21 protein-coding genes are annotated in these 17,834 nt (G+C 40.5%); 7 read left to right on the top strand and 14 right to left on the bottom strand.

Annotated features, from left to right (window positions below):
• Positions 1-51 precede the first annotated feature (51 nt).
• The 11 genes from LXF01_RS10305 to LXF01_RS10355 form a co-directional block, all read right to left on the bottom strand.
• Positions 52-1,023, bottom strand: coding sequence for a 2-hydroxyacid dehydrogenase (locus LXF01_RS10305; protein WP_233944277.1), 972 nt, complete (start codon positions 1,021-1,023; stop codon positions 52-54).
• Between the two features lie 20 nt (positions 1,024-1,043).
• Complete coding sequence (locus LXF01_RS10310) at positions 1,044-1,691, bottom strand: hypothetical protein (RefSeq protein ID WP_180066792.1); 648 nt, start codon at positions 1,689-1,691, stop codon at positions 1,044-1,046.
• Positions 1,692-1,863: 172 nt separating this feature from the next.
• Positions 1,864-3,753: a M48 family metalloprotease gene (locus LXF01_RS10315; RefSeq protein WP_180007308.1), complete on the bottom strand. Its 1,890-nt coding sequence runs from the start codon at positions 3,751-3,753 to the stop codon at positions 1,864-1,866.
• A 91-nt stretch (positions 3,754-3,844) separates the two neighbouring features.
• Positions 3,845-5,383 (bottom strand): amidophosphoribosyltransferase, encoded by a 1,539-nt coding sequence (purF, locus tag LXF01_RS10320; protein WP_233944278.1) that lies wholly within the window; start codon positions 5,381-5,383, stop codon positions 3,845-3,847.
• A gap of 24 nt (positions 5,384-5,407) precedes the next feature.
• The gene (locus tag LXF01_RS10325) at positions 5,408-5,995 is read right to left on the bottom strand and encodes a CvpA family protein (RefSeq protein ID WP_078188866.1); all 588 of its coding nucleotides are present in this window, start codon (positions 5,993-5,995) and stop codon (positions 5,408-5,410) included.
• A gap of 5 nt (positions 5,996-6,000) precedes the next feature.
• Positions 6,001-7,002, bottom strand: coding sequence for a quinone-dependent dihydroorotate dehydrogenase (locus LXF01_RS10330; RefSeq protein ID WP_078188867.1), 1,002 nt, complete (start codon positions 7,000-7,002; stop codon positions 6,001-6,003).
• Between the two features lie 90 nt (positions 7,003-7,092).
• Positions 7,093-7,572 carry a type II secretion system protein GspM gene (gene gspM, locus LXF01_RS10335; protein WP_180023880.1) on the bottom strand — a complete coding sequence of 160 codons (480 nt, stop codon included), beginning with the start codon at positions 7,570-7,572 and terminating at the stop codon, positions 7,093-7,095.
• Positions 7,572-8,711 carry a type II secretion system protein GspL gene (gene gspL / locus LXF01_RS10340; protein ID WP_233944279.1) on the bottom strand — a complete coding sequence of 380 codons (1,140 nt, stop codon included), beginning with the start codon at positions 8,709-8,711 and terminating at the stop codon, positions 7,572-7,574. Before gspL ends, gspM begins: the two co-directional genes overlap by 1 nt.
• Positions 8,712-8,738: 27 nt before the next feature.
• Positions 8,739-9,194 carry a SixA phosphatase family protein gene (locus LXF01_RS10345; RefSeq protein ID WP_233944280.1) on the bottom strand — a complete coding sequence of 152 codons (456 nt, stop codon included), beginning with the start codon at positions 9,192-9,194 and terminating at the stop codon, positions 8,739-8,741.
• A 79-nt stretch (positions 9,195-9,273) separates the two neighbouring features.
• Entirely contained in the window at positions 9,274-10,347 is a 1,074-nt protein-coding gene (locus LXF01_RS10350; protein WP_233944281.1) for an NAD(P)H-dependent glycerol-3-phosphate dehydrogenase, read from the bottom strand.
• A gap of 60 nt (positions 10,348-10,407) precedes the next feature.
• The gene (locus tag LXF01_RS10355; protein WP_442781339.1) at positions 10,408-10,998 is read right to left on the bottom strand and encodes a nitroreductase family protein; all 591 of its coding nucleotides are present in this window, start codon (positions 10,996-10,998) and stop codon (positions 10,408-10,410) included.
• A 212-nt stretch (positions 10,999-11,210) separates the two neighbouring features.
• On the opposite strand from LXF01_RS10355, the gene LXF01_RS10360 reads away from it, so the two are divergent.
• Positions 11,211-11,600: a hypothetical protein gene (locus LXF01_RS10360; protein ID WP_180106623.1), complete on the top strand. Its 390-nt coding sequence runs from the start codon at positions 11,211-11,213 to the stop codon at positions 11,598-11,600.
• 98 nt (positions 11,601-11,698) lie between these two features.
• Here LXF01_RS10360 and rhlB read toward each other — a convergent pair whose 3' ends face one another.
• Together rhlB and LXF01_RS10370 are read right to left on the bottom strand one after the other, a co-directional pair.
• On the bottom strand, positions 11,699-12,850 hold the full coding sequence (gene rhlB / locus LXF01_RS10365; RefSeq protein ID WP_180003018.1) for an ATP-dependent RNA helicase RhlB: 1,152 nt from the start codon (positions 12,848-12,850) through the stop codon (positions 11,699-11,701).
• Positions 12,851-12,949: 99 nt separating this feature from the next.
• Positions 12,950-13,162: a cold-shock protein gene (locus LXF01_RS10370; RefSeq protein WP_005014923.1), complete on the bottom strand. Its 213-nt coding sequence runs from the start codon at positions 13,160-13,162 to the stop codon at positions 12,950-12,952.
• A gap of 415 nt (positions 13,163-13,577) precedes the next feature.
• On the opposite strand from LXF01_RS10370, the gene LXF01_RS10375 reads away from it, so the two are divergent.
• The 6 genes from LXF01_RS10375 to LXF01_RS10400 all read left to right on the top strand — a co-directional run bounded on the left by LXF01_RS10375 (position 13,578) and on the right by LXF01_RS10400 (position 17,125).
• On the top strand, positions 13,578-13,772 hold the full coding sequence (locus tag LXF01_RS10375; protein ID WP_078189214.1) for a sulfurtransferase TusA family protein: 195 nt from the start codon (positions 13,578-13,580) through the stop codon (positions 13,770-13,772).
• 142 nt (positions 13,773-13,914) lie between these two features.
• Positions 13,915-14,784, top strand: coding sequence for an RNA polymerase sigma factor RpoH (rpoH, locus tag LXF01_RS10380; RefSeq protein WP_078188879.1), 870 nt, complete (start codon positions 13,915-13,917; stop codon positions 14,782-14,784).
• A gap of 168 nt (positions 14,785-14,952) precedes the next feature.
• A complete protein-coding gene (locus LXF01_RS10385) occupies positions 14,953-15,318 on the top strand; it encodes a DUF423 domain-containing protein (RefSeq protein WP_111885687.1) in 366 nt (121 codons plus the stop codon).
• Between the two features lie 57 nt (positions 15,319-15,375).
• Positions 15,376-15,573, top strand: a complete 198-nt coding sequence (gene thiS / locus LXF01_RS10390; protein WP_111885686.1) for a sulfur carrier protein ThiS — start codon at positions 15,376-15,378, stop codon at positions 15,571-15,573.
• 12 nt (positions 15,574-15,585) lie between these two features.
• The gene (locus LXF01_RS10395; RefSeq protein ID WP_180102680.1) at positions 15,586-16,371 is read left to right on the top strand and encodes a thiazole synthase; all 786 of its coding nucleotides are present in this window, start codon (positions 15,586-15,588) and stop codon (positions 16,369-16,371) included.
• Between the two features lie 67 nt (positions 16,372-16,438).
• Positions 16,439-17,125, top strand: coding sequence for a hypothetical protein (locus tag LXF01_RS10400; RefSeq protein WP_233944282.1), 687 nt, complete (start codon positions 16,439-16,441; stop codon positions 17,123-17,125).
• Between the two features lie 82 nt (positions 17,126-17,207).
• On the opposite strand, the gene LXF01_RS10405 is transcribed toward LXF01_RS10400, so the two are convergent.
• The gene (locus LXF01_RS10405; RefSeq protein ID WP_078188886.1) at positions 17,208-17,819 is read right to left on the bottom strand and encodes a glutathione binding-like protein; all 612 of its coding nucleotides are present in this window, start codon (positions 17,817-17,819) and stop codon (positions 17,208-17,210) included.
• Positions 17,820-17,834 lie beyond the last annotated feature (15 nt).

The raw sequence follows: 17,834 nt of genomic DNA on the forward strand, positions 1-17,834 counted from the left end.
CGAATATAGCATTGAATTTTGGTGAATTATGGAGAAAACTGTTGTGATTGTTTATTCAAATTTTGGATTGACCACATAGCGTGGCGCGCGCTCATGTACCAAAACATCCACTAGATTTTGATAAGCCAATTCCGCCATACGTTTACGAGTTGCCGCTGTTGCTGAACCCACATGGGGTAATGTCACGACATTGGCTAATGTAAATAATGGCGATTCTTGAAGTGGCTCTTGCTCATAAACATCTAAGCCTGCTGCAAAAATTTGACCACGACTTAATGCATCGATTAAAGCGGCTTCATCAATCACTGAACCGCGTGAAATATTGACCAATACCGCATGCGATTGCATCAAGGCCAACTCACGTTCACCAATTAAAGCTTTCGATTCTGCATTTAAATCCACTGCAACGACCACAAAGTCAGCACGTTGCAACAAATCATCCAAATCACAATATTGCGCTGATAACGATTCAGCCAATTCAATTTTTTCTCGGCGATTATGATAGAGTACATTCATATTAAAGCCGTAGCGAGCACGACGCCCAATCGCTGCGCCAATATGTCCTAAGCCAATAATACCAATAGTTTTAGCAAAGACATCCATACCAAATTGCTCAGGACCCACTGTACGCTTCCACTGCCCTTGTTTGGTCCATTGATCCAATACAGGCACTTTACGTGCTGCACTCATCAACAAAGTAAATGCTAAATCTGCTGTAGTTTCCGTCAATACATGCGGAGTATGGCTCAACCAAATATTTTTTTGATTAAAAAATGCTAAATCATAGTTGTCATAACCGACACTTACACTTGAGATGACTTTTAATTGTGACGTATGCGCTAAATTCGAAGCATTCAACAAACGTCCCGCACCGATCATGGCGTCAGCATCTTTTGAATGCTCAAGAATTTGCTGATTCACATCGCCCAATTTAGGGCTAATTTGGAAAACTTTAAAATGCTGTTCTAAACGTTGAATTATTTCTTGATCTATTTGACTAAAAACCACTACTTTTTTTTGCATAAATTTTCCATTTACGTAATTTAAGTATTTTGTCCTGCCTTATTTTGCATAAATTGCCATAGGCGTTTTTTTAATAAAGGCTGTTCAATCATTTGCTGTAAAGATGCCAATGGATACACCTTCGCATGCTCTAAATGCGGAATATCGCCTAGACAAATGACATTTTTATCCAAGCTCATCGCATCGATAAAACCCTGTACATAAGAGGCTGCACCACGACCATCTTGCAAATTCACCCAGCCAAAAGGCCACTGTAAAGCAAAGAAATCGGCACTGACTGCGCGCTGAATATTGCTCCACAAAACTTGCTGCTCTGCAGTTAATTCGGTGGCATCAATGACAATGACACAGTGCATTAAACAGATGGCTTCTAAGTTAAACGAAGGGATTTGAACAATCGGACGAACTTCAACAGGCTCAACAACCTTTGGTTCATCTTTAGGTGCTTCTACAGGTTGATTTACAACAACATCAACGTTGTTTTTAAGCTCAGTCTGTGATGAAACAGGCGTTGGCTGAGGCTCATTTTTGAGTAGAATTTCAGAGACTATTTCAGGAGCCGCCTGATCTCGCCAAATATTTGAGCTAAATTGCTGACACGGAGCCGCCTGAGGAATCCATACATCAATTCCCATTGCCGCCATTATGCTTCGCTGATGCCCAATCATGCTTTCATTTTCACCTATTCAAGGCTTGATATTCTAACGGGATTCATTGGTTTTTGCTGAACTTTTATAAATCAATTAGACCACTCTATTTCTCTAATGATTATGTAGACTTGCTCAGATTACTTTTCATTGACACTTTTAATCTATTCATAAATCAAGCCGCTATAAATAATTATACGATCATTAAACTATTTTTCTTTTGCATTAGTTCAACTATCTCAGCTGATTCAAATCCAATACGCCAATATAGTAGCTGCAAAACATCCAACTCATCTTGCGTGATAATTCGATCATTCCATAAACATATTTCAGCAACCCCAAGAATGCTTAGACGCTCACGCAGCAGCAGCCCAGAAATATCATTTAGGATTTCAGCCAAATCAATTGGCTCATCAGATATATCGCGATAGAACTCTAGTTCTTCTTTCGTTAAGATTCGATTGAGGATTTTTTCACGCACTTCGAGTTGGTTATCACTGTTAATTTGTTGCACATGCAACAAGGCATCAATCAAACGCACAATACTCGGTTTTACATCTTCTAAAGATGTAGGTGTATGTGCAGGCAACAGATTTAACTCATATTTGACTGTTTCAAGTAGTAAGGCGTCGAGTAATCCAATTTCACCATCTTCTTGAATAATCTTGGCAAGCTTGGTTAAGAACTGCCGTGAAATCGTCGCAGGCATAGTGCCAATATTTTTACATGCCTCATGAAAAATGGAGATATGCACACGACCATCAAGATTCAATAAGGCATCCACAATCGCACGACTCACTTCAGCTTCAGTCGGAATAAACTCTCGATACTGACGAATCATTAAAATCGCAACCATCACCTCACGCGAACCCGTTGCTGTTTGCAAGGCACGTTGGATCAATTCAGGCCGCTGCCAATTTTCACGAATCTCAGGGTTCAACGGTTTAATTGCATCTCGTATCGCAAAACTAATCGGTGACAAGCGCAGTAAAGGTAATGGTTGTGGCGAGTTCCATGGTGTTGCAACATCTGGACTAGCTTCTTCTAGTGAACGGAATAAATAAAATAGCGGCTGGTTTCGCAGTTTTTTTAAATTTTCTAGTTGCAGGTCATGAATGAGCGCTGGATTTAATTCAAAAATGCGCTGTTCAATACTCGGATGAATATTCATCCAGTTTTGCGGACTGAGTGAGTTTGCAAAACACATATGAGAAATCGATTCCGCATATTCACTATGAATTTGCGAACCTGAATGATGCACATAAATCCTTAATAAGGTTTGAATATTGGCATCATTTTGAATCAGACGTTTGGTTTTCTGATCATTACGATAGGTTCGAGAACCCAAAGAGATATATTTAATAAAGCGGGAAATCAAAACACCTAAACTACCGATCAACCAAATAACTGCGCCAATCGCTACAAAGAGCGTTTCAAACTTATTGTCCCGTGCTTGTCCATTTTTATAGAAACCACGTTTTGCAATTTTACTGCCCCACTGACTAAAGGTCGTCAAACCGCTATATAAGATTTTCAAACGGGTATTTTCAGCAGCTTCCCCCGACAAGATCTTATTAAATTCATGGCTCAGCAAACCATACATTTCCATCTCATCTAGGGTTTGTAAGGCACCCCAGGTTAAAATGATCGATGTATCTCGAGGGCTAAAACCAGCGGTGAGCGCATTCACACCCACTTCATCAGGTAGGACATAAAGTGCAGGAGTATCGATTAAAAAAGTATCTGCCAGCTGCTCAGTCATACGCAGTGCAACACTTTCTTCAGGAATACTTTCTATCAGACTGAGACGACGCGCACCTAATTGTTTGGCAAGTGAATAACCACCTAAACGAAAGGTGTAAAAATCATAGAGAACTGAAACCAACATAATCAGCAGCACAGCCGCCACTAAAAATGGGCTAAGGACATGCCAATAGATAGACTGAGTGGAATCATAATAATCCACAATTAAACCGACAATTACATTAATAATTGCGACGGTCAAAAACACTGCCGCCATACACATGGTGACAGGCCAAAACATATTTTTGTTTTTTATAAAATCATAACCCACACGTCTCAATGTAATACCCTTAAGCTACATTGTCTTTTGTTTGCTCATCATAAATGAAAAAAGCGGGAAATTCCCGCTTTTTCAGTGTGTTTTCAGCAGATTATTCTTCGCGAACACCTGTTAAATCCACAGAAGCTGCATCAATGTTAACATCGATATAAGCTGGCTTTTCATTTTTTGCAGAGTCATTACGCTTACGCTCTAAAGCTGCCAAATATTCAGCATCAATACCGCCTGCCACATATTTACCATCAAATACCGAGCAATCAAAGTCTTGTAACTCAGGGACTTTCTTGGTGCGTACTGCAGATTTCAGATCTTCCAAGTCTTGGAAAATCAAGCGATCAGCACCAATAATTTCACGGATTTCTTCAACGCTACGTTCTGACGCAATCAGTTCAGATTTGGCTGGCATATCGATACCGTACACGTTTGGATATTTCACCATCGGTGCAGCAGACGCAAAGAATACTTTTTTCGCACCCGCATCACGCGCCATTTGAATGATTTCGTTACAAGTTGTACCACGAACAATCGAGTCATCAACCAATAGTACGTTTTTGCCTTGGAACTCTAACTCTACAGGGTTGAGCTTTTGACGCACAGATTTCTTACGAAGTTGCTGACCCGGCATAATGAAGGTACGACCGATATAACGATTCTTCATGAAGCCTTCACGGAATTTCACACCTAAGGTATTTGCAAGCTCTAGCGCTGAAGTACGTGAAGTATCAGGAATTGGGATCACGACATCGATATCGTGCTCATCACCCCATTCACGTAGAATTTTCTGAGCAAGTTTTTCGCCCATTTTCAAACGTGCTTTGTAAACTGAAATACCATCAATAGTCGCATCTGGACGCGCAAAATATACGTATTCAAAGATACAAGGACGATATTCAGGGGCTACTGCACACTGCTTGGTCGACATCACGCCATCAGCAGTAATATAAATTGCTTCACCCGGTGCAATATCACGTTCAACTTTAAAGCCGAGCGCGGTAATTGCGACAGATTCAGACGCAATGATATATTCCATACCATTTTCAGTTTCACGAGAACCGTAAATCAATGGACGAATACCATTTGGATCACGGAAACCCACAAGGCCTTGACCTGTGATCATAGCAACAACCGCATAACCACCTTTGCAACGTTCATGCACACGTGAAACCACGTGGAATACATCTTCAGCGCTTGGTGTAAGTTTTGCGCGTTTTTGCAATTCGTGAGCAAATACGTTTAATAATACTTCTGAGTCTGAATCGGTGTTCATATGACGTAAGTCAGTCTTGAACAAGTCATCATGAATTTCAGCAGCATTAGTTAAGTTACCATTATGTGCAAGCGTGATGCCATAAGGTGAGTTTACATAGAATGGCTGAGCTTCAGCACTGCTTGAAGAACCAGCAGTTGGGTAACGAACATGGCCAATACCATAATTACCATGTAATGCACGCATATGACGTGTGTGGAACACATCACGCACCATACCCGTATCTTTACGCAGGAATAAACGACCATCCTGACAAGTTACGATCCCGGCTGCATCCTGTCCACGATGTTGTAACATCGTTAACGCATCAAACAACATTTGGTTAACAGGTGATTTACCAGCTATACCAACTACTCCACACATAGCAACCTCGCAGACAAGCTAGGGTTAATAAAAAGGATTATTTGTTGACTCACCCGATCCAGAACGTCCGTGCTTGTTCTGCGACTCAGATGGGAGGTCTGAAGATTTCTGAGCATCTTCAGACTGAATATGATGAAGTGCTTGATTTGCAGCATCTTTGGACAATTCGGTTGCCCAAGGCGCATATGGCAATAATGACTGAACCATTTTAGATTGTTTCCAATGTGGTGAACTTTCTACCCAAGGACCTAGCCCCTGCATAGTGATCAGCACCACCAACAATCCTTTTAAGCTTCCAAAAACACCACCTGCCAGTCGATTTAACGGACCGAGCTTTAATGTTTTCAAAATACTGTTCAATAACCATGTCGCGACCCAAGTCATGACTACAATCAACAATACAATAAATGCGAACGCGGCAATCTTCTGTACCACTGGATCTGTACTTAAAGATGTCATCGAAGGTGCAAGGACGGTTGCATACTTTGCCGCAATGACAAGTGCAAGAATCCATCCAATGAAGTTCGCAAAGGCTTTTACAAATCCTTGACGCAAACCGTTAAGCCCTCCAATGAGCAAAATAATCAGTATAAAGATATCAATGGTATTCATGATATTTACAATGCGTCTACGCAGTCTTTTACAAGTGTCGGACCTGTATATATGAGGCCACTATACACTTGTACAAGGCTTGCTCCTGCTTTTTGTTTCGCAACAGCATCCGCGCCCGACAAAATACCACCTACACCGATCAATGGAATTTGACCGTTTAATACTTTAGCAAAAGCCGCCAAACATGCCGTACTTTTTTCAAAGACTGGTGCACCGGATAGACCACCAGCTTCATCACCAAATGGAAGGCCTTCAACACCTTCCCGTGACAAAGTCGTATTGGTGACAATCAGACCATCAATTTTAAATTTTAACAATTGTTGGGCAATAAAATTAATGTCTTCAGGTTCTAGATCTGGTGCAACTTTAAGTACTAAGGGTACATAATGTTGATTTTCATCCGCCAACTCGAGTTGACGTTTCTTGAGCGTCTCTAACAGTTCAGTCAAAGCATCACCGCTTTGTAAGCTGCGAAGATTTTTTGTGTTAGGAGATGAAATATTAACGGTAATATAAGAAGCGTAGTTATAAACTTTTTCTAGACAAATCAGATAATCGTCAACTGCTTTTTCAACAGGTGTGACTGCATTTTTACCGATATTGATCCCAAGTACACCCTTAAATTTTGCAGCTTTGACATTTTCGATCAACTGATCCACGCCATCGTTGTTAAAACCCATGCGGTTAATAATGGCTTTTGCTTTCGGTAAACGAAATAAACGAGGTTCAGGGTTCCCTGATTGTGGAAGTGGTGTAATTGTACCAATTTCAATAAAGCCGAAGCCCTGGCTCGCCAGCGCATCGATATAAGCACCGTTTTTATCAAGACCGGCTGCTAAACCAACTGGATTCGGAAATTCGATTCCCATACATGTCACTGGTTTAGACGCCACGTTTTGACGCATCATTCCCATCTTGTGAGAAGATTTCAACAGCGATAATGTCAGCTCATGTGCACGCTCTGGTGCTAAAGTAAACAACAAAGGGCGGGCTAGAGAATACAACATATCTATAAAAGTCTACTGCTTTTTAAGTCGGCATATTATAGGCACAGCACAAATAAAACGCCATGCTTAGCAGATCTTTATTTTTACCGATTATTGTACACTCGCTGTTAATTTGACCTGTCCTGCTTCAGAACTTAATTCCATCTTTTCAATACTTAAGCCAATTTGAACCAATTGTGTCAAAAAATTGGCCAGAATTGCATAATTTTCATGCATCACAGCAATCTGTATTTGCTCGCCGACTTGTTGCGATGCCACTGACAAGCCCTGTTGTTGCGACACACGCTGAACTTTTTCCAACGCACTCAGTTGTGTATCACCTGCTGGTTTCATCGTGACGGCATTACTTTGCATCCAAACAACAGTATCTTTAAGTTCATTCACGCGCTTTTGTTGAAAATTTGCAGCTTTGTTCATATAAAATAGTGCCGAACCAATCGCTGCCACTACAACAAAAATCGTGGTAAAGATCACCATGACTCGTTCACGAGTAGAAAGTTGGTCTAAATAATCAGTGATGCGCTCAATTTGCCCATCTATACGTTGCTGTAGGTTTTCCATTTTTGTCATTATTGTATTTTCACCAATCCAATCGCGCCGTTGGCACTTGGTTGAATATTCCCTAATTCAACTTTAAAACCTTGTTGTTTTAATTGATTGGTTAGGGTTTGTAGTACTTCTGCCGAATTGGCTTTTAGCTCCATATTTAACATCGAGGCTTCATAGCTCACACGATTTGCAGAAATTTGGTTTTGCATCAAAACTGGCCCGACACGGCTCAGCAAGGACAGCGCCTGCGCATTGCCCGTTTGACTCTGACGCAATTGTGATTCGAACTGGCTTTTCAGCGTTTGTTCAGTCACAGGATAGCTTTGCCCAAACCAATATTTAAACTGATCAATCGCTTGTGCCGCAGTGATATTGGCCACTTTTTTGTATTGATACCAGCGAACTGCATCATAACTAAACTGAGTAATTAGAGCCGCAACCAAAACAGCTGCACATGCTTTCCAATAGCCACTCACACCAGTATTGGTTTTGGCTTTCGGCAAAACATTGAGTGGATGTTGTTTCGGTTTTTTTATATTGGGTAATTCATAATGAAAAGATTCAATGTGATCATGCGTTACAGCGGCTTCAAGACTATGCGTCTGATCTGAACTTAGATTTGAAATCTTATAGTTCGGCTGACCAATTTGATAATCTAAGTACAAAGCCAAATCATCAACGGATTGCCCGACATATTCACCATTTCGGACCAATAAATGACCGCTGACATTTGCCAAAACATGTTGCCCAGCTTCTGGGCTTGGCAAGACCAAAAAGTCAGGTAATAACGAAATGACTTTCACAGGGATTAGTGTCAAAGCATGCTGCATCGTTTCGACTGCACTATGCGCAACCCCCATGACCGTTAATTCATCTGGACTTTGAAAATGATGCAATACTTTCATTGCATCCAAAGGCAAAATGACATATTCCTCAAGTAAATATTTTACGCCGTCTGGGCCAAGTTTTTTATATTGGTTTTTTGGAAAATTTTGCTGAATGATTTGTACATCACGACTTGGAAAGAAAACAACCGCTTCCTTTCCCGCATATGGCTGAATTTCCTGAATCAATTGTTCAAGTGTCGATGACTGCTTCCAGAAATCCCCTTCTGACCATTGCCAAACCCCATTGGCTTCGGGCATCCATAAATACAACATTAATTTTTCTGCCGTTTTAATTGGTTTTTATGTTGATGGTATAAACGTTTTAATTTGAGTCGATAACCCTGGAGCAATGACCGCTTGTTCATAAATACGCGCTTCTGCCAAAGCATAGGGATTAAAATATTCTGAGACTAAAACACTGGCCATATGTGCCACAACGTTCATATGGCACACCACCACAATAGACTCATACGGTAAATGTGACAACCATTCCACTGCAACTTTGGCATCATCTTCCGGTTTGATGGCATTACAAATAACCACAGGCACATGTGGAAAATGTTTTTGCAAAGATGAAAGTGTTTGCTGCGCCCGCAGTAGCGGACTCACCACAAAAACGTCTGGTTGTATTATATCTTTCAAATATGCTGCAGTTTCTGCCGCTTGAGTTTGTCCGCGCGCTGTTAAAGGACGCTTTTCATCATTCCCTATTACTGGCGGAGCAGCTTCGCCATGCCTAACCAATGTCAGTTGCATAAAATTTCCTTATTCTATTCCGCACATTATATACAGCCAGTATGACAAAGCTATGTGTATTGGATATTAATCAGCAAACTTAAACTTGCTGATGTGGCAAAACAAATTCAACGTCACTGCGATGTCCATTTTTCATCAATGACAATGCAATATTCAGGGCCGGCGCACCTTCAAAAATCACTTCGTACAAGGCACTGGTAATTGGCATATACACACCGAGCTCTTCAGAGCGTGCGCGTACTTGCACAATGGTATTAATCCCTTCCGCAGTTTGTCCCAGTTCTTTGGTGGCTTGTTCTAAGCTTTTACCACTGCCGAGTGCAAAGCCGACTTGGTAATTACGGCTGAGCGGACTACTGCAAGTTGCAAATAAATCACCGACACCAGATAAACCTAGGAATGTTAATGGGTTTGCGCCTAATTTTACAGCAAAGCGGCTCATTTCGGCCAAAGCACGTGTCAAAATCATACTCTTGGTATTTTCACCGACACCATAAGCTGCAGCTAGACCCATCGCGACTGCATAGATATTTTTCAGTGCACCGCCCAATTCCACGCCATGCACATCATCACTGGCAAATACACGGAATAATGCACTGTGCAGCGCTTGTTGAACTGCATAACGGACCAGCTCAGATTGGCTTGCAATCACAGTCCCCGCAGGTTGTCCAGCAACAATTTCCTTCGCCAAGTTTGGCCCTGAAAGCACACCATAAGGGACTTCAGGAAGTTCTTCACGAATAATATCGCTCATAAAGCTAAAGGTATTGGCTTCAATACCTTTGGTTAAAGACACCACTGCATGTGACGTGATAAAAGGCTTGATCTGCTGTAAAACACTACGGAAAGAATGGCTCGGAATGGCCACCAAAATAATGTCACGATTACATACTGCTTTTTCTAAATCTGAAACAGCAAGCAAACCTGCTTCTAATTGAAAATCTGGCAAGTAACGCTTATTGATATGTGTTGCATTGATGTCCGCAGCTACCACCTTATCACGAATCCATATCATGGTGTCACAGCCATTACGTACTGCAGTATTAGCCATCGCAGTACCAAAACTCCCACCACCCAGCACCGTAACACGCAGTGCAGTTTTTTGATCAACTGACACAGGGCTAACAAGACTTGCAAAATCAAGTTCTGACATTGTTCTTTTATCCTAATTTCTTTACTGATCGATCTTGTTCAATCGACCTATTTTTCACTTTTATTGCTTTGCTTTATGCCAATGGCTTACAAAGTAAGCAGATTGTATTTCAGCACGCGGTGGAATGGCTTTCACAGCTGTACCGATATAAATAATGCCTGAAATCAAATCATTTTCCGTTAAGCCTAAGGCTTGTTTAAACAATTTAGATTCAACCACCGCCCCACTACGCCACATGGTTGAAAAGCCCTGTGCTTGTAAAGAGAGCAAAAAGTTTTGTACTGCTGCGCCTGAACTTAAAATTTGTTCGAAATGCGGAACTTTGGGATGATCTTGTAATTGAGTTAAAGCCAAAACCAATAGTGGCGCACGAAATGGATGGTGTTTCACACGTTCCAACTGCGCTTCTTCTGTTTGTCCAGTATCGGCTAAAGCATGTGAAAGCAACTCACCAAATGCTTCACGTTCAGTTTCAGGAATAATCACGAAACGCGTAGGCTTAAGACGATGATGATCTGGCGCCGTTAAAGCGGCTTGAAACGCATTTTCCAATTGCTCAGCATTCGGCGCAGGTTCAATTAAATGACCAATCGACTGACGCTGATGAATATTTTGATGAACTGTATCAACTGCTGATTTTAGAATTGACATCTATACACTGTACTTTAAAACGTTTGCTCAAGATTAGCATATTCTCAATAACTTACTCTAGAATGTTTACATCAGACTCGGTGCTTATTTGTTAAGTCAGCTTTATTCACAGATTTACTATAAAAAAACCGCATAACTTGTACAGCACTTCCCTGTTCTATAAGAAATTTTATGTTCAAATAAATCAAATTGTTTCTAACTCGGGGCACCGCATGAAAAAATTCAACAAAACTGTTGCCATTGTTAGCACGTTAAGCGCAACTGTGTTTTTAGCTGCATGTACATCTACACCAACAAAATCCTTAGCGATTCAAAAACCAAATAATCAATATGAAGTGACTGCCGTAGGTAAAACCAGTTTAGCGGCAAAAAATAATGCAATTGCAGCTGCAAATAGTACCTGTGGTAAAAATGCGACCCCTGTCGTCGTGGATGAAAAGCAAGAATACAACGGTGTGTTAAAAGGCGTGGTCGATGAAAAGACAGGTCAAATGATTCAGGCGGCGGCTGGCGTACTTGGCACCATTACTGGAAATAGCGGTAGCATCAGCAAAGATGATGATTACCAAACCGTACTAACCTTTAGTTGCCGTGCAAACTAAAACGCTAGTCTGTGATTTTGTTTTGTCATTAACTCAAAATGAAATAGTCGACATGAAATAAAAAAGCCTGCAAATCTGCAGGCTTTTTAGAAGCAAAATTAGCAATAACCGTCTAAACGGGTTAAAGGTAATTTTTGACCAATGGCTTTTTCAATTTCAGGCAGTGAAAAAGCATCATCTTCAGACAAGAAACTAATACTCACACCACGAGTACCTGCACGACCTGTACGACCGATACGGTGTACATAATCATCAGACTGTTCAGGAAGTGTGAAGTTCACTACATGAGAAACACCATCGACATGGATACCACGACCCGCAACGTCTGTTGCAATCATGATGTTATGTTGACCATTTTTGAACTGATCAAGCATTTTCAAACGCTTATCTTGAGCGATTTCACCTGACAACATCACCACTTTATAACCGTCTTTTTTGAGATGATCATAAAGTTTACGCACTTGATCACGACGATTGGCAAAGATCATAACTTTTTCAATTGGTTCATCACGTAAGATGTCTTCCAGCAATTTATATTTATCAGACTTCGCCACCATGTAGACACGTTGCTCTACATCTGCATTAGTTTTTTTCTCAGGTTCAATTTCAACAGTTACTGGTTCAAACAACCATTGCTGTGCCAAATTTAAAACATCATAACTAAATGTTGCAGAGAACATCAAAGTTTGTCGTTGTTCTTTACGTGGTGAAAAGCGCACGATACGTTTTACAGATGGGATAAAGCCCATATCTAATAAACGGTCAGCTTCATCAATCACTAAAAATTCAATTTGATCGAGCCAAACTTCTTTTTGTTCCACAAAGTCAATTAAGCGACCTGGGGTTGCAACCATAATGTCGACAAAATTACGATTTAATAGATTTTTTTGCTTATCAAAATCTACCCCACCGAGCAAAGTCATGACATTGAGATCAGTGTATTTCACTAATTCTTTTGCATCACTTTCAATTTGCAAAGCAAGTTCGCGCGTTGGTGCAAGAATCAATGCACGCGGTTCACCACGATAACGCTGTTCCTTAATTGGATTATTCAACAAGTCATTGATCACACTGACCAAGAAAGCCGCAGTTTTCCCAGTACCAGTTTGAGCACGACCAATAGCGTCATGTCCAGCCAATGTAAATTTTAAAACCTTTTGCTGAATAGGCGTCATATCCTTAAAACCTAAAGCATCAATGGCTTTTTTAAGGTTCGGATGTAAATTTAAGGTTTCAAAACCTGATGACATATAGATGTGCCCTAATTGAATAATCACAAAATTGCTGAAGCATTATAAACAAAAAACGCCCCAATTTACATTGGAGCGTTTTTGAGTACATTCAGACGATTAGTCTAAAGGTTGTACTTCTTCAGCTTGGAAGCCTTTTTGACCTTTAACAACGCTGAATTCTACGCGTTGGCCGTCACGAAGTGAACGGTGGCCTTCGCCCATAATTGCGCGGAAATGAACGAATACGTCGTCGCCGCCGTTACGTTGAATAAAGCCAAAGCCTTTAGTGTCGTTGAACCATTTAACAACGCCTTGTTCACGAGCTGTCATAAGTTAATCCTTATCGTATTTAAAAAAGAAGGACCACCCGGTGTTGCAAACAGCAGACCAAACAAGGTTAAAAAAAATATTTTTATTTCTAAGCTTGTAATCATTCTGTAAAACTATCAACAAAATCCCGGTTACATCCAAATATATCAAGAGTTAAGAGGCTTCACAGCCAACAAAAATCTTAACAACGCAACGAGCTTAACACGGGTTTACCGCAATTAATAGATTTTTTTGATCTATTTTCCTTTTGAATATTCTTATTTTTTCACATCGTTTGAGTTATAAATCACAAAGGATTTTTACCTATTTTAGGTTGGGATTTGGCACTGTATTTGCTAATATTTCCATTGAAATGTAAACATGTTGGATCTGCTTCGTGAGTGACAGCCAAAATTCGCTTTTAACTGTAGATGCAATGGGTAAACCCTGCCCGATGCCACTATTGATGCTCAAAAAAGCTTTAAAGAAAAGTCCAGACCAATCTTTATTGTTAAAGTCATCCGATCCGCACAGCCAACAAGATGTATCACGATACTGTCAAATACATCAGTTAAACTGTGAAATGCGCAAAATTTCCGATTCTGAGTTTCATTACTTGATTGAATCTTAAAAAGATTCAGTTAAACTAAATTGCTTCATAATTGAATAAAAGTTTACATTTCTATACCCAATTTTCCATAATTTACGGAAATATTGGATTAAGATGAATCTTAGTTATTGGGCTTACCCATTTTAATTCTCAAGGAGAAAACATGAGTGACAGCAGCAATCAATTGATGCCCCTGTCATTATCGGCACCTGGGGTGAATCTTGGTGCTTATATTAGTACTGTTAATCAGATTCCAATTTTATCGGCCGAACAAGAAAAAGAGCTGGCCGAACGTTATTATTATGACCAAGATTTAGACGCAGCTAAAATGCTGGTGATGTCACATCTTCGTTTTGTTGTGCATATCGCACGTAGCTATGCAGGCTACGGCTTGCCACAAGGTGACCTGATTCAAGAAGGTAACTTGGGCTTAATGAAAGCGGTAAAACGTTTTGACCCAAACATGGGCGTACGTCTCGTATCTTTTGCTGTACATTGGATTAAAGCAGAAATTCATGAATATGTGATTCGTAACTGGCGTATTGTCAAAATTGCGACCACTAAAGCGCAGCGTAAATTATTCTTTAATTTACGTAGCTTAAAAAAGTCCTCTAAAAAATTAACTTTGGCTGAAGCACAGTCGATTGCCAATGACTTAAATGTAACACCCGAACAAGTCTTAGAAATGGAAGGCCGTTTAACAGCTTATGATGCTGCGTTTGAAGCTCAAGGTGATGATGACGATGAAGGTTCGACCCATGTCGCTCCTGCCCTTTATCTCGAAGATAACCGTTACGACCCTGCGCGTTTAGCGGAAGATGAAGATTACGAAGAACAAAGCACTTCAGCTTTACATGAAGCCATGGATCAGTTGGATGACCGTTCACGGAATATCTTACAACGTCGCTGGTTAGATGACGAAAAGTCGACGCTGCATGAATTGGCGGCGGAATATAATGTATCTGCTGAACGTATTCGTCAGTTGGAAAAAAATGCGATGGAAAAAATTAAAGTCGCAATGTCCTCAAACTAAGTTGAAGGCTTTTCCAGTCATTCTTAAAAAGAGCATTTCGATGCTCTTTTTTATGTCTGAATAGTATTGAATGACAAGCTACAACACAAAAACTTTGGGCATTTTTGCTTTAAACCTGCGTGCTAAATATGCTATGGTTATGCGCAAATTTTGTTAAGGTGAATGCACATGTGGATTGCCATTTCCGCACTTAACTTAGCTTTTGCTGTAATGCTTGGTGCCTTTGGTGCACACGGATTAAAAGCTCGCGCGACTGAAGCCCAATTGGCTTGGTGGCAAACTGCAACGGACTATTTCTTTTATCATGCACTGGGCTTACTTGCCCTCGCGATCTTATCCAAAGTCATTCCCCAACTTCCAATAAAAGCCAGTTTCCTACTTATACAAATTGGTATTTTCTTCTTCTGTGGTTCTTTATATGTGATGGCTCTAGGTTTACCACGCAGTCTCGGTGCCATTACTCCAATTGGTGGAGCGTTGATGATTGCTGGATGGCTCATATTGGCCTGGAATGCATTTAAATACGCAAAATAATCAACAGCAGATATTGGTCTTACTCAACAGGTAAGACAGCAAGAACGGAATCCACAAATGCAAATTTATTTAAACGGCGAAGCTACACAAACCGAATGTGTCAACCTCTTGCAATTGGTTCAACAATTACAACTGGAAGGCAAACGCTTCGCTGTTGAAAAAAATGAAATGATCATCTCGAAAAGTAAATTGGAACAAACCCCAATTGCAGAGCAAGATCATATTGAAATTATTCATGCCGTAGGTGGCGGCTAAAATGGAGCTCCCATGGAAGATACACCCCTAATCATTGGTTCACGTACATTTAATTCACGACTTTTAGTTGGTACAGGTAAGTACAAGGACTTAACGGAAACTGACCAGGCCATTCAAGCCAGTGGTGCTGAAATTGTGACCGTTGCCATTCGCCGTGTGAATATTGGTCAGCATCCAGACCAGCCGAACTTGCTTTCTGTAGTTCCACCTGAAAAATATACGATTTTGCCAAATACAGCAGGTTGTTTCGATGCGAACAGCGCGGTCCGTACTTGTATGTTGGCGCGTGAACTCTTAGATGGTCACAATCTGGTTAAACTTGAGGTTTTAGGGGATGAGAAAACCCTATATCCAAATGTTACCGAGACTTTAAAAGCTGCACGAACGTTGATTGACGATGGCTTTGAAATCATGGTTTATACCTCGGATGACCCAATTGTGGCACAAGAACTGGAAAGCATGGGCTGTGTAGCCATTATGCCTTTAGGTAGTCTTATTGGCTCAGGTTTAGGCATTCTCAACCCACATACTATTTCGATCATTAAAGACAATGCCAAAGTGCCTGTCTTGGTCGATGCCGGTGTGGGTACTGCAAGTGATGCAGCGATAGCAATGGAATTGGGCTGTGATGGCGTATTAATGAATACGGCAATTGCAGCTGCTCAAAACCCTGTTCTGATGGCTTCAGCGATGAAAAAAGCAGTTGAAGCTGGTCGTGAAGCTTTCCTAGCAGGACGTATGCCTCGTAAACGCATGGCAAATGCCAGTTCACCTGAAACAGGATACTTCTTTAAATAAGAACTCATTCACGGTATAAAAGAGGACTCCATTGAGTCCTCTTTTTAATTTTGAAAACCTGATAATAATGAAAATATCCCATATATTTTGTACTTTGAGTCTTTGTGTCGCATCTAGTTGGCTGTCTGCCCAAGTGCCGAGCACAGCCAAATCACTTGCACCGCATGGTTGGAACATTTTGATGGCTACGACTGGCGACCTAAACAAAGATCAAATGCCAGATATTGCGATGATCTTGGAAAAACAAAAAGTTGATGTGATGACCTATGATGACGATGGCAAAGTCGTTCATAACCATCCACGAAAACTCATTGTGTTTTTTAAAACCGCAAAGGGATATCAACGTATCGTTGAAAACAATAGCATCCCTGTCGCTCAGCAGCCGAATTCATGTTTACTTGACCCACTTGCTGAAGCAGAAGACATCCAAATCAGTAAAGGCAATTTACTCGTTCATTTTAGTTATTTTATGGCTTGTGGTGGCTGGGAATGGCCCCGACATAGTTATACCTTCCGTTGGCAAAATCAACGCTTTGATCTGATTGGTTTTGACTACAATAGCTTTCACCGCGCTTCTGGTGAAGAAACATCGAAAAGCTATAATTTTTCGACCTTAAAACGTAAGGAAATTGTAGGCGGCAATATGTTTGAAAATGCCAAAACTCAAACCAAATGGTCAACCTTCAAAGCACCACAACAACTGACGCTTAAAAATATTAACTTTGATGATTTCTATACACAGTTCGAATACTAAGTTGAACCTGAGCAATGCCAATCTAGCAATAAAAAACCGCCAATTTCGGCGGTCTTTTTATAATTCAATTTGAATACACAACTTAAGGAATTAAACCTTCATCACGCATCGCAATTTGAACTGATTGACGTTCTGCAACTTTGTTACGTAATGCAATGATATTTTTATATGGCGTTAAATCATGTCCGATGCCATTTGACCAATTTGTCAGTACAAAGAGATAAGCATCTGCTGGGCCAAAGTTATCATCGACCAAATAGTCGTTATCCGATTCACCAATCGCTTTATCGATGTATGTCAATAAACGATCAATTTCTGCATAAGCTTTTTCTTTAGCGTCTGCATCTAGTGGTGCACCAAAGAATACGGCATAAGCATCATGTAATTCTGAGTTCAAATAGCCAAGCCATTCTAAAACTTTGGCACGACCTAAACCTGATGGTGGAATTAAGTCTTGTTTTGGATCATGCTGTGCAAGGAACGGTAAAATGGCCACGTTCTCGGTCAGGATCAAACCTGGGTTAATTTCTAAAGCAGGTACATAACCTTTTGGGTTGATCTCGTAATAATCTACACCTTTTTCTGTTTTATGGTTTTTTAGGTCAACACGGACCAAATCAAAATCGACATTAATTTCATTTAAAATTATATGTGATGCTAATGAACATGCACCTGGAGAATAATAAAGCTTCATATCTGATCCTTGTTA

Source organism: Acinetobacter sp. SH20PTE14 (assembly GCF_021391555.1).
GTDB classification, from domain to species: domain Bacteria; phylum Pseudomonadota; class Gammaproteobacteria; order Pseudomonadales; family Moraxellaceae; genus Acinetobacter; species Acinetobacter amyesii.

Coding starts and splice junctions, on each gene's coding strand:
- LXF01_RS10385 (WP_111885687.1), top strand. CDS start 14,953: ATGTGGATTGCCATTTCCGCACTTAACTTAGCTTTTGCTGTAATGCTT.
- LXF01_RS10310 (WP_180066792.1), bottom strand. CDS start 1,691: ATGATTGGGCATCAGCGAAGCATAATGGCGGCAATGGGAATTGATGTA.
- LXF01_RS10405 (WP_078188886.1), bottom strand. CDS start 17,819: ATGAAGCTTTATTATTCTCCAGGTGCATGTTCATTAGCATCACATATA.
- thiS (WP_111885686.1), top strand. CDS start 15,376: ATGCAAATTTATTTAAACGGCGAAGCTACACAAACCGAATGTGTCAAC.
- LXF01_RS10325 (WP_078188866.1), bottom strand. CDS start 5,995: ATGAATACCATTGATATCTTTATACTGATTATTTTGCTCATTGGAGGG.
- LXF01_RS10345 (WP_233944280.1), bottom strand. CDS start 9,194: ATGCAACTGACATTGGTTAGGCATGGCGAAGCTGCTCCGCCAGTAATA.
- gspL (WP_233944279.1), bottom strand. CDS start 8,711: ATGTTGTATTTATGGATGCCCGAAGCCAATGGGGTTTGGCAATGGTCA.
- purF (WP_233944278.1), bottom strand. CDS start 5,383: ATGTGTGGAGTAGTTGGTATAGCTGGTAAATCACCTGTTAACCAAATG.
- LXF01_RS10395 (WP_180102680.1), top strand. CDS start 15,586: ATGGAAGATACACCCCTAATCATTGGTTCACGTACATTTAATTCACGA.
- LXF01_RS10375 (WP_078189214.1), top strand. CDS start 13,578: ATGGGTAAACCCTGCCCGATGCCACTATTGATGCTCAAAAAAGCTTTA.
- rhlB (WP_180003018.1), bottom strand. CDS start 12,850: ATGTCATCAGGTTTTGAAACCTTAAATTTACATCCGAACCTTAAAAAA.
- LXF01_RS10330 (WP_078188867.1), bottom strand. CDS start 7,002: ATGTTGTATTCTCTAGCCCGCCCTTTGTTGTTTACTTTAGCACCAGAG.
- LXF01_RS10400 (WP_233944282.1), top strand. CDS start 16,439: ATGAAAATATCCCATATATTTTGTACTTTGAGTCTTTGTGTCGCATCT.
- gspM (WP_180023880.1), bottom strand. CDS start 7,572: ATGACAAAAATGGAAAACCTACAGCAACGTATAGATGGGCAAATTGAG.
- LXF01_RS10360 (WP_180106623.1), top strand. CDS start 11,211: ATGAAAAAATTCAACAAAACTGTTGCCATTGTTAGCACGTTAAGCGCA.
- LXF01_RS10370 (WP_005014923.1), bottom strand. CDS start 13,162: ATGACAGCTCGTGAACAAGGCGTTGTTAAATGGTTCAACGACACTAAA.
- LXF01_RS10355 (WP_442781339.1), bottom strand. CDS start 10,998: ATGTCAATTCTAAAATCAGCAGTTGATACAGTTCATCAAAATATTCAT.
- LXF01_RS10350 (WP_233944281.1), bottom strand. CDS start 10,347: ATGTCAGAACTTGATTTTGCAAGTCTTGTTAGCCCTGTGTCAGTTGAT.
- LXF01_RS10305 (WP_233944277.1), bottom strand. CDS start 1,023: ATGCAAAAAAAAGTAGTGGTTTTTAGTCAAATAGATCAAGAAATAATT.
- rpoH (WP_078188879.1), top strand. CDS start 13,915: ATGAGTGACAGCAGCAATCAATTGATGCCCCTGTCATTATCGGCACCT.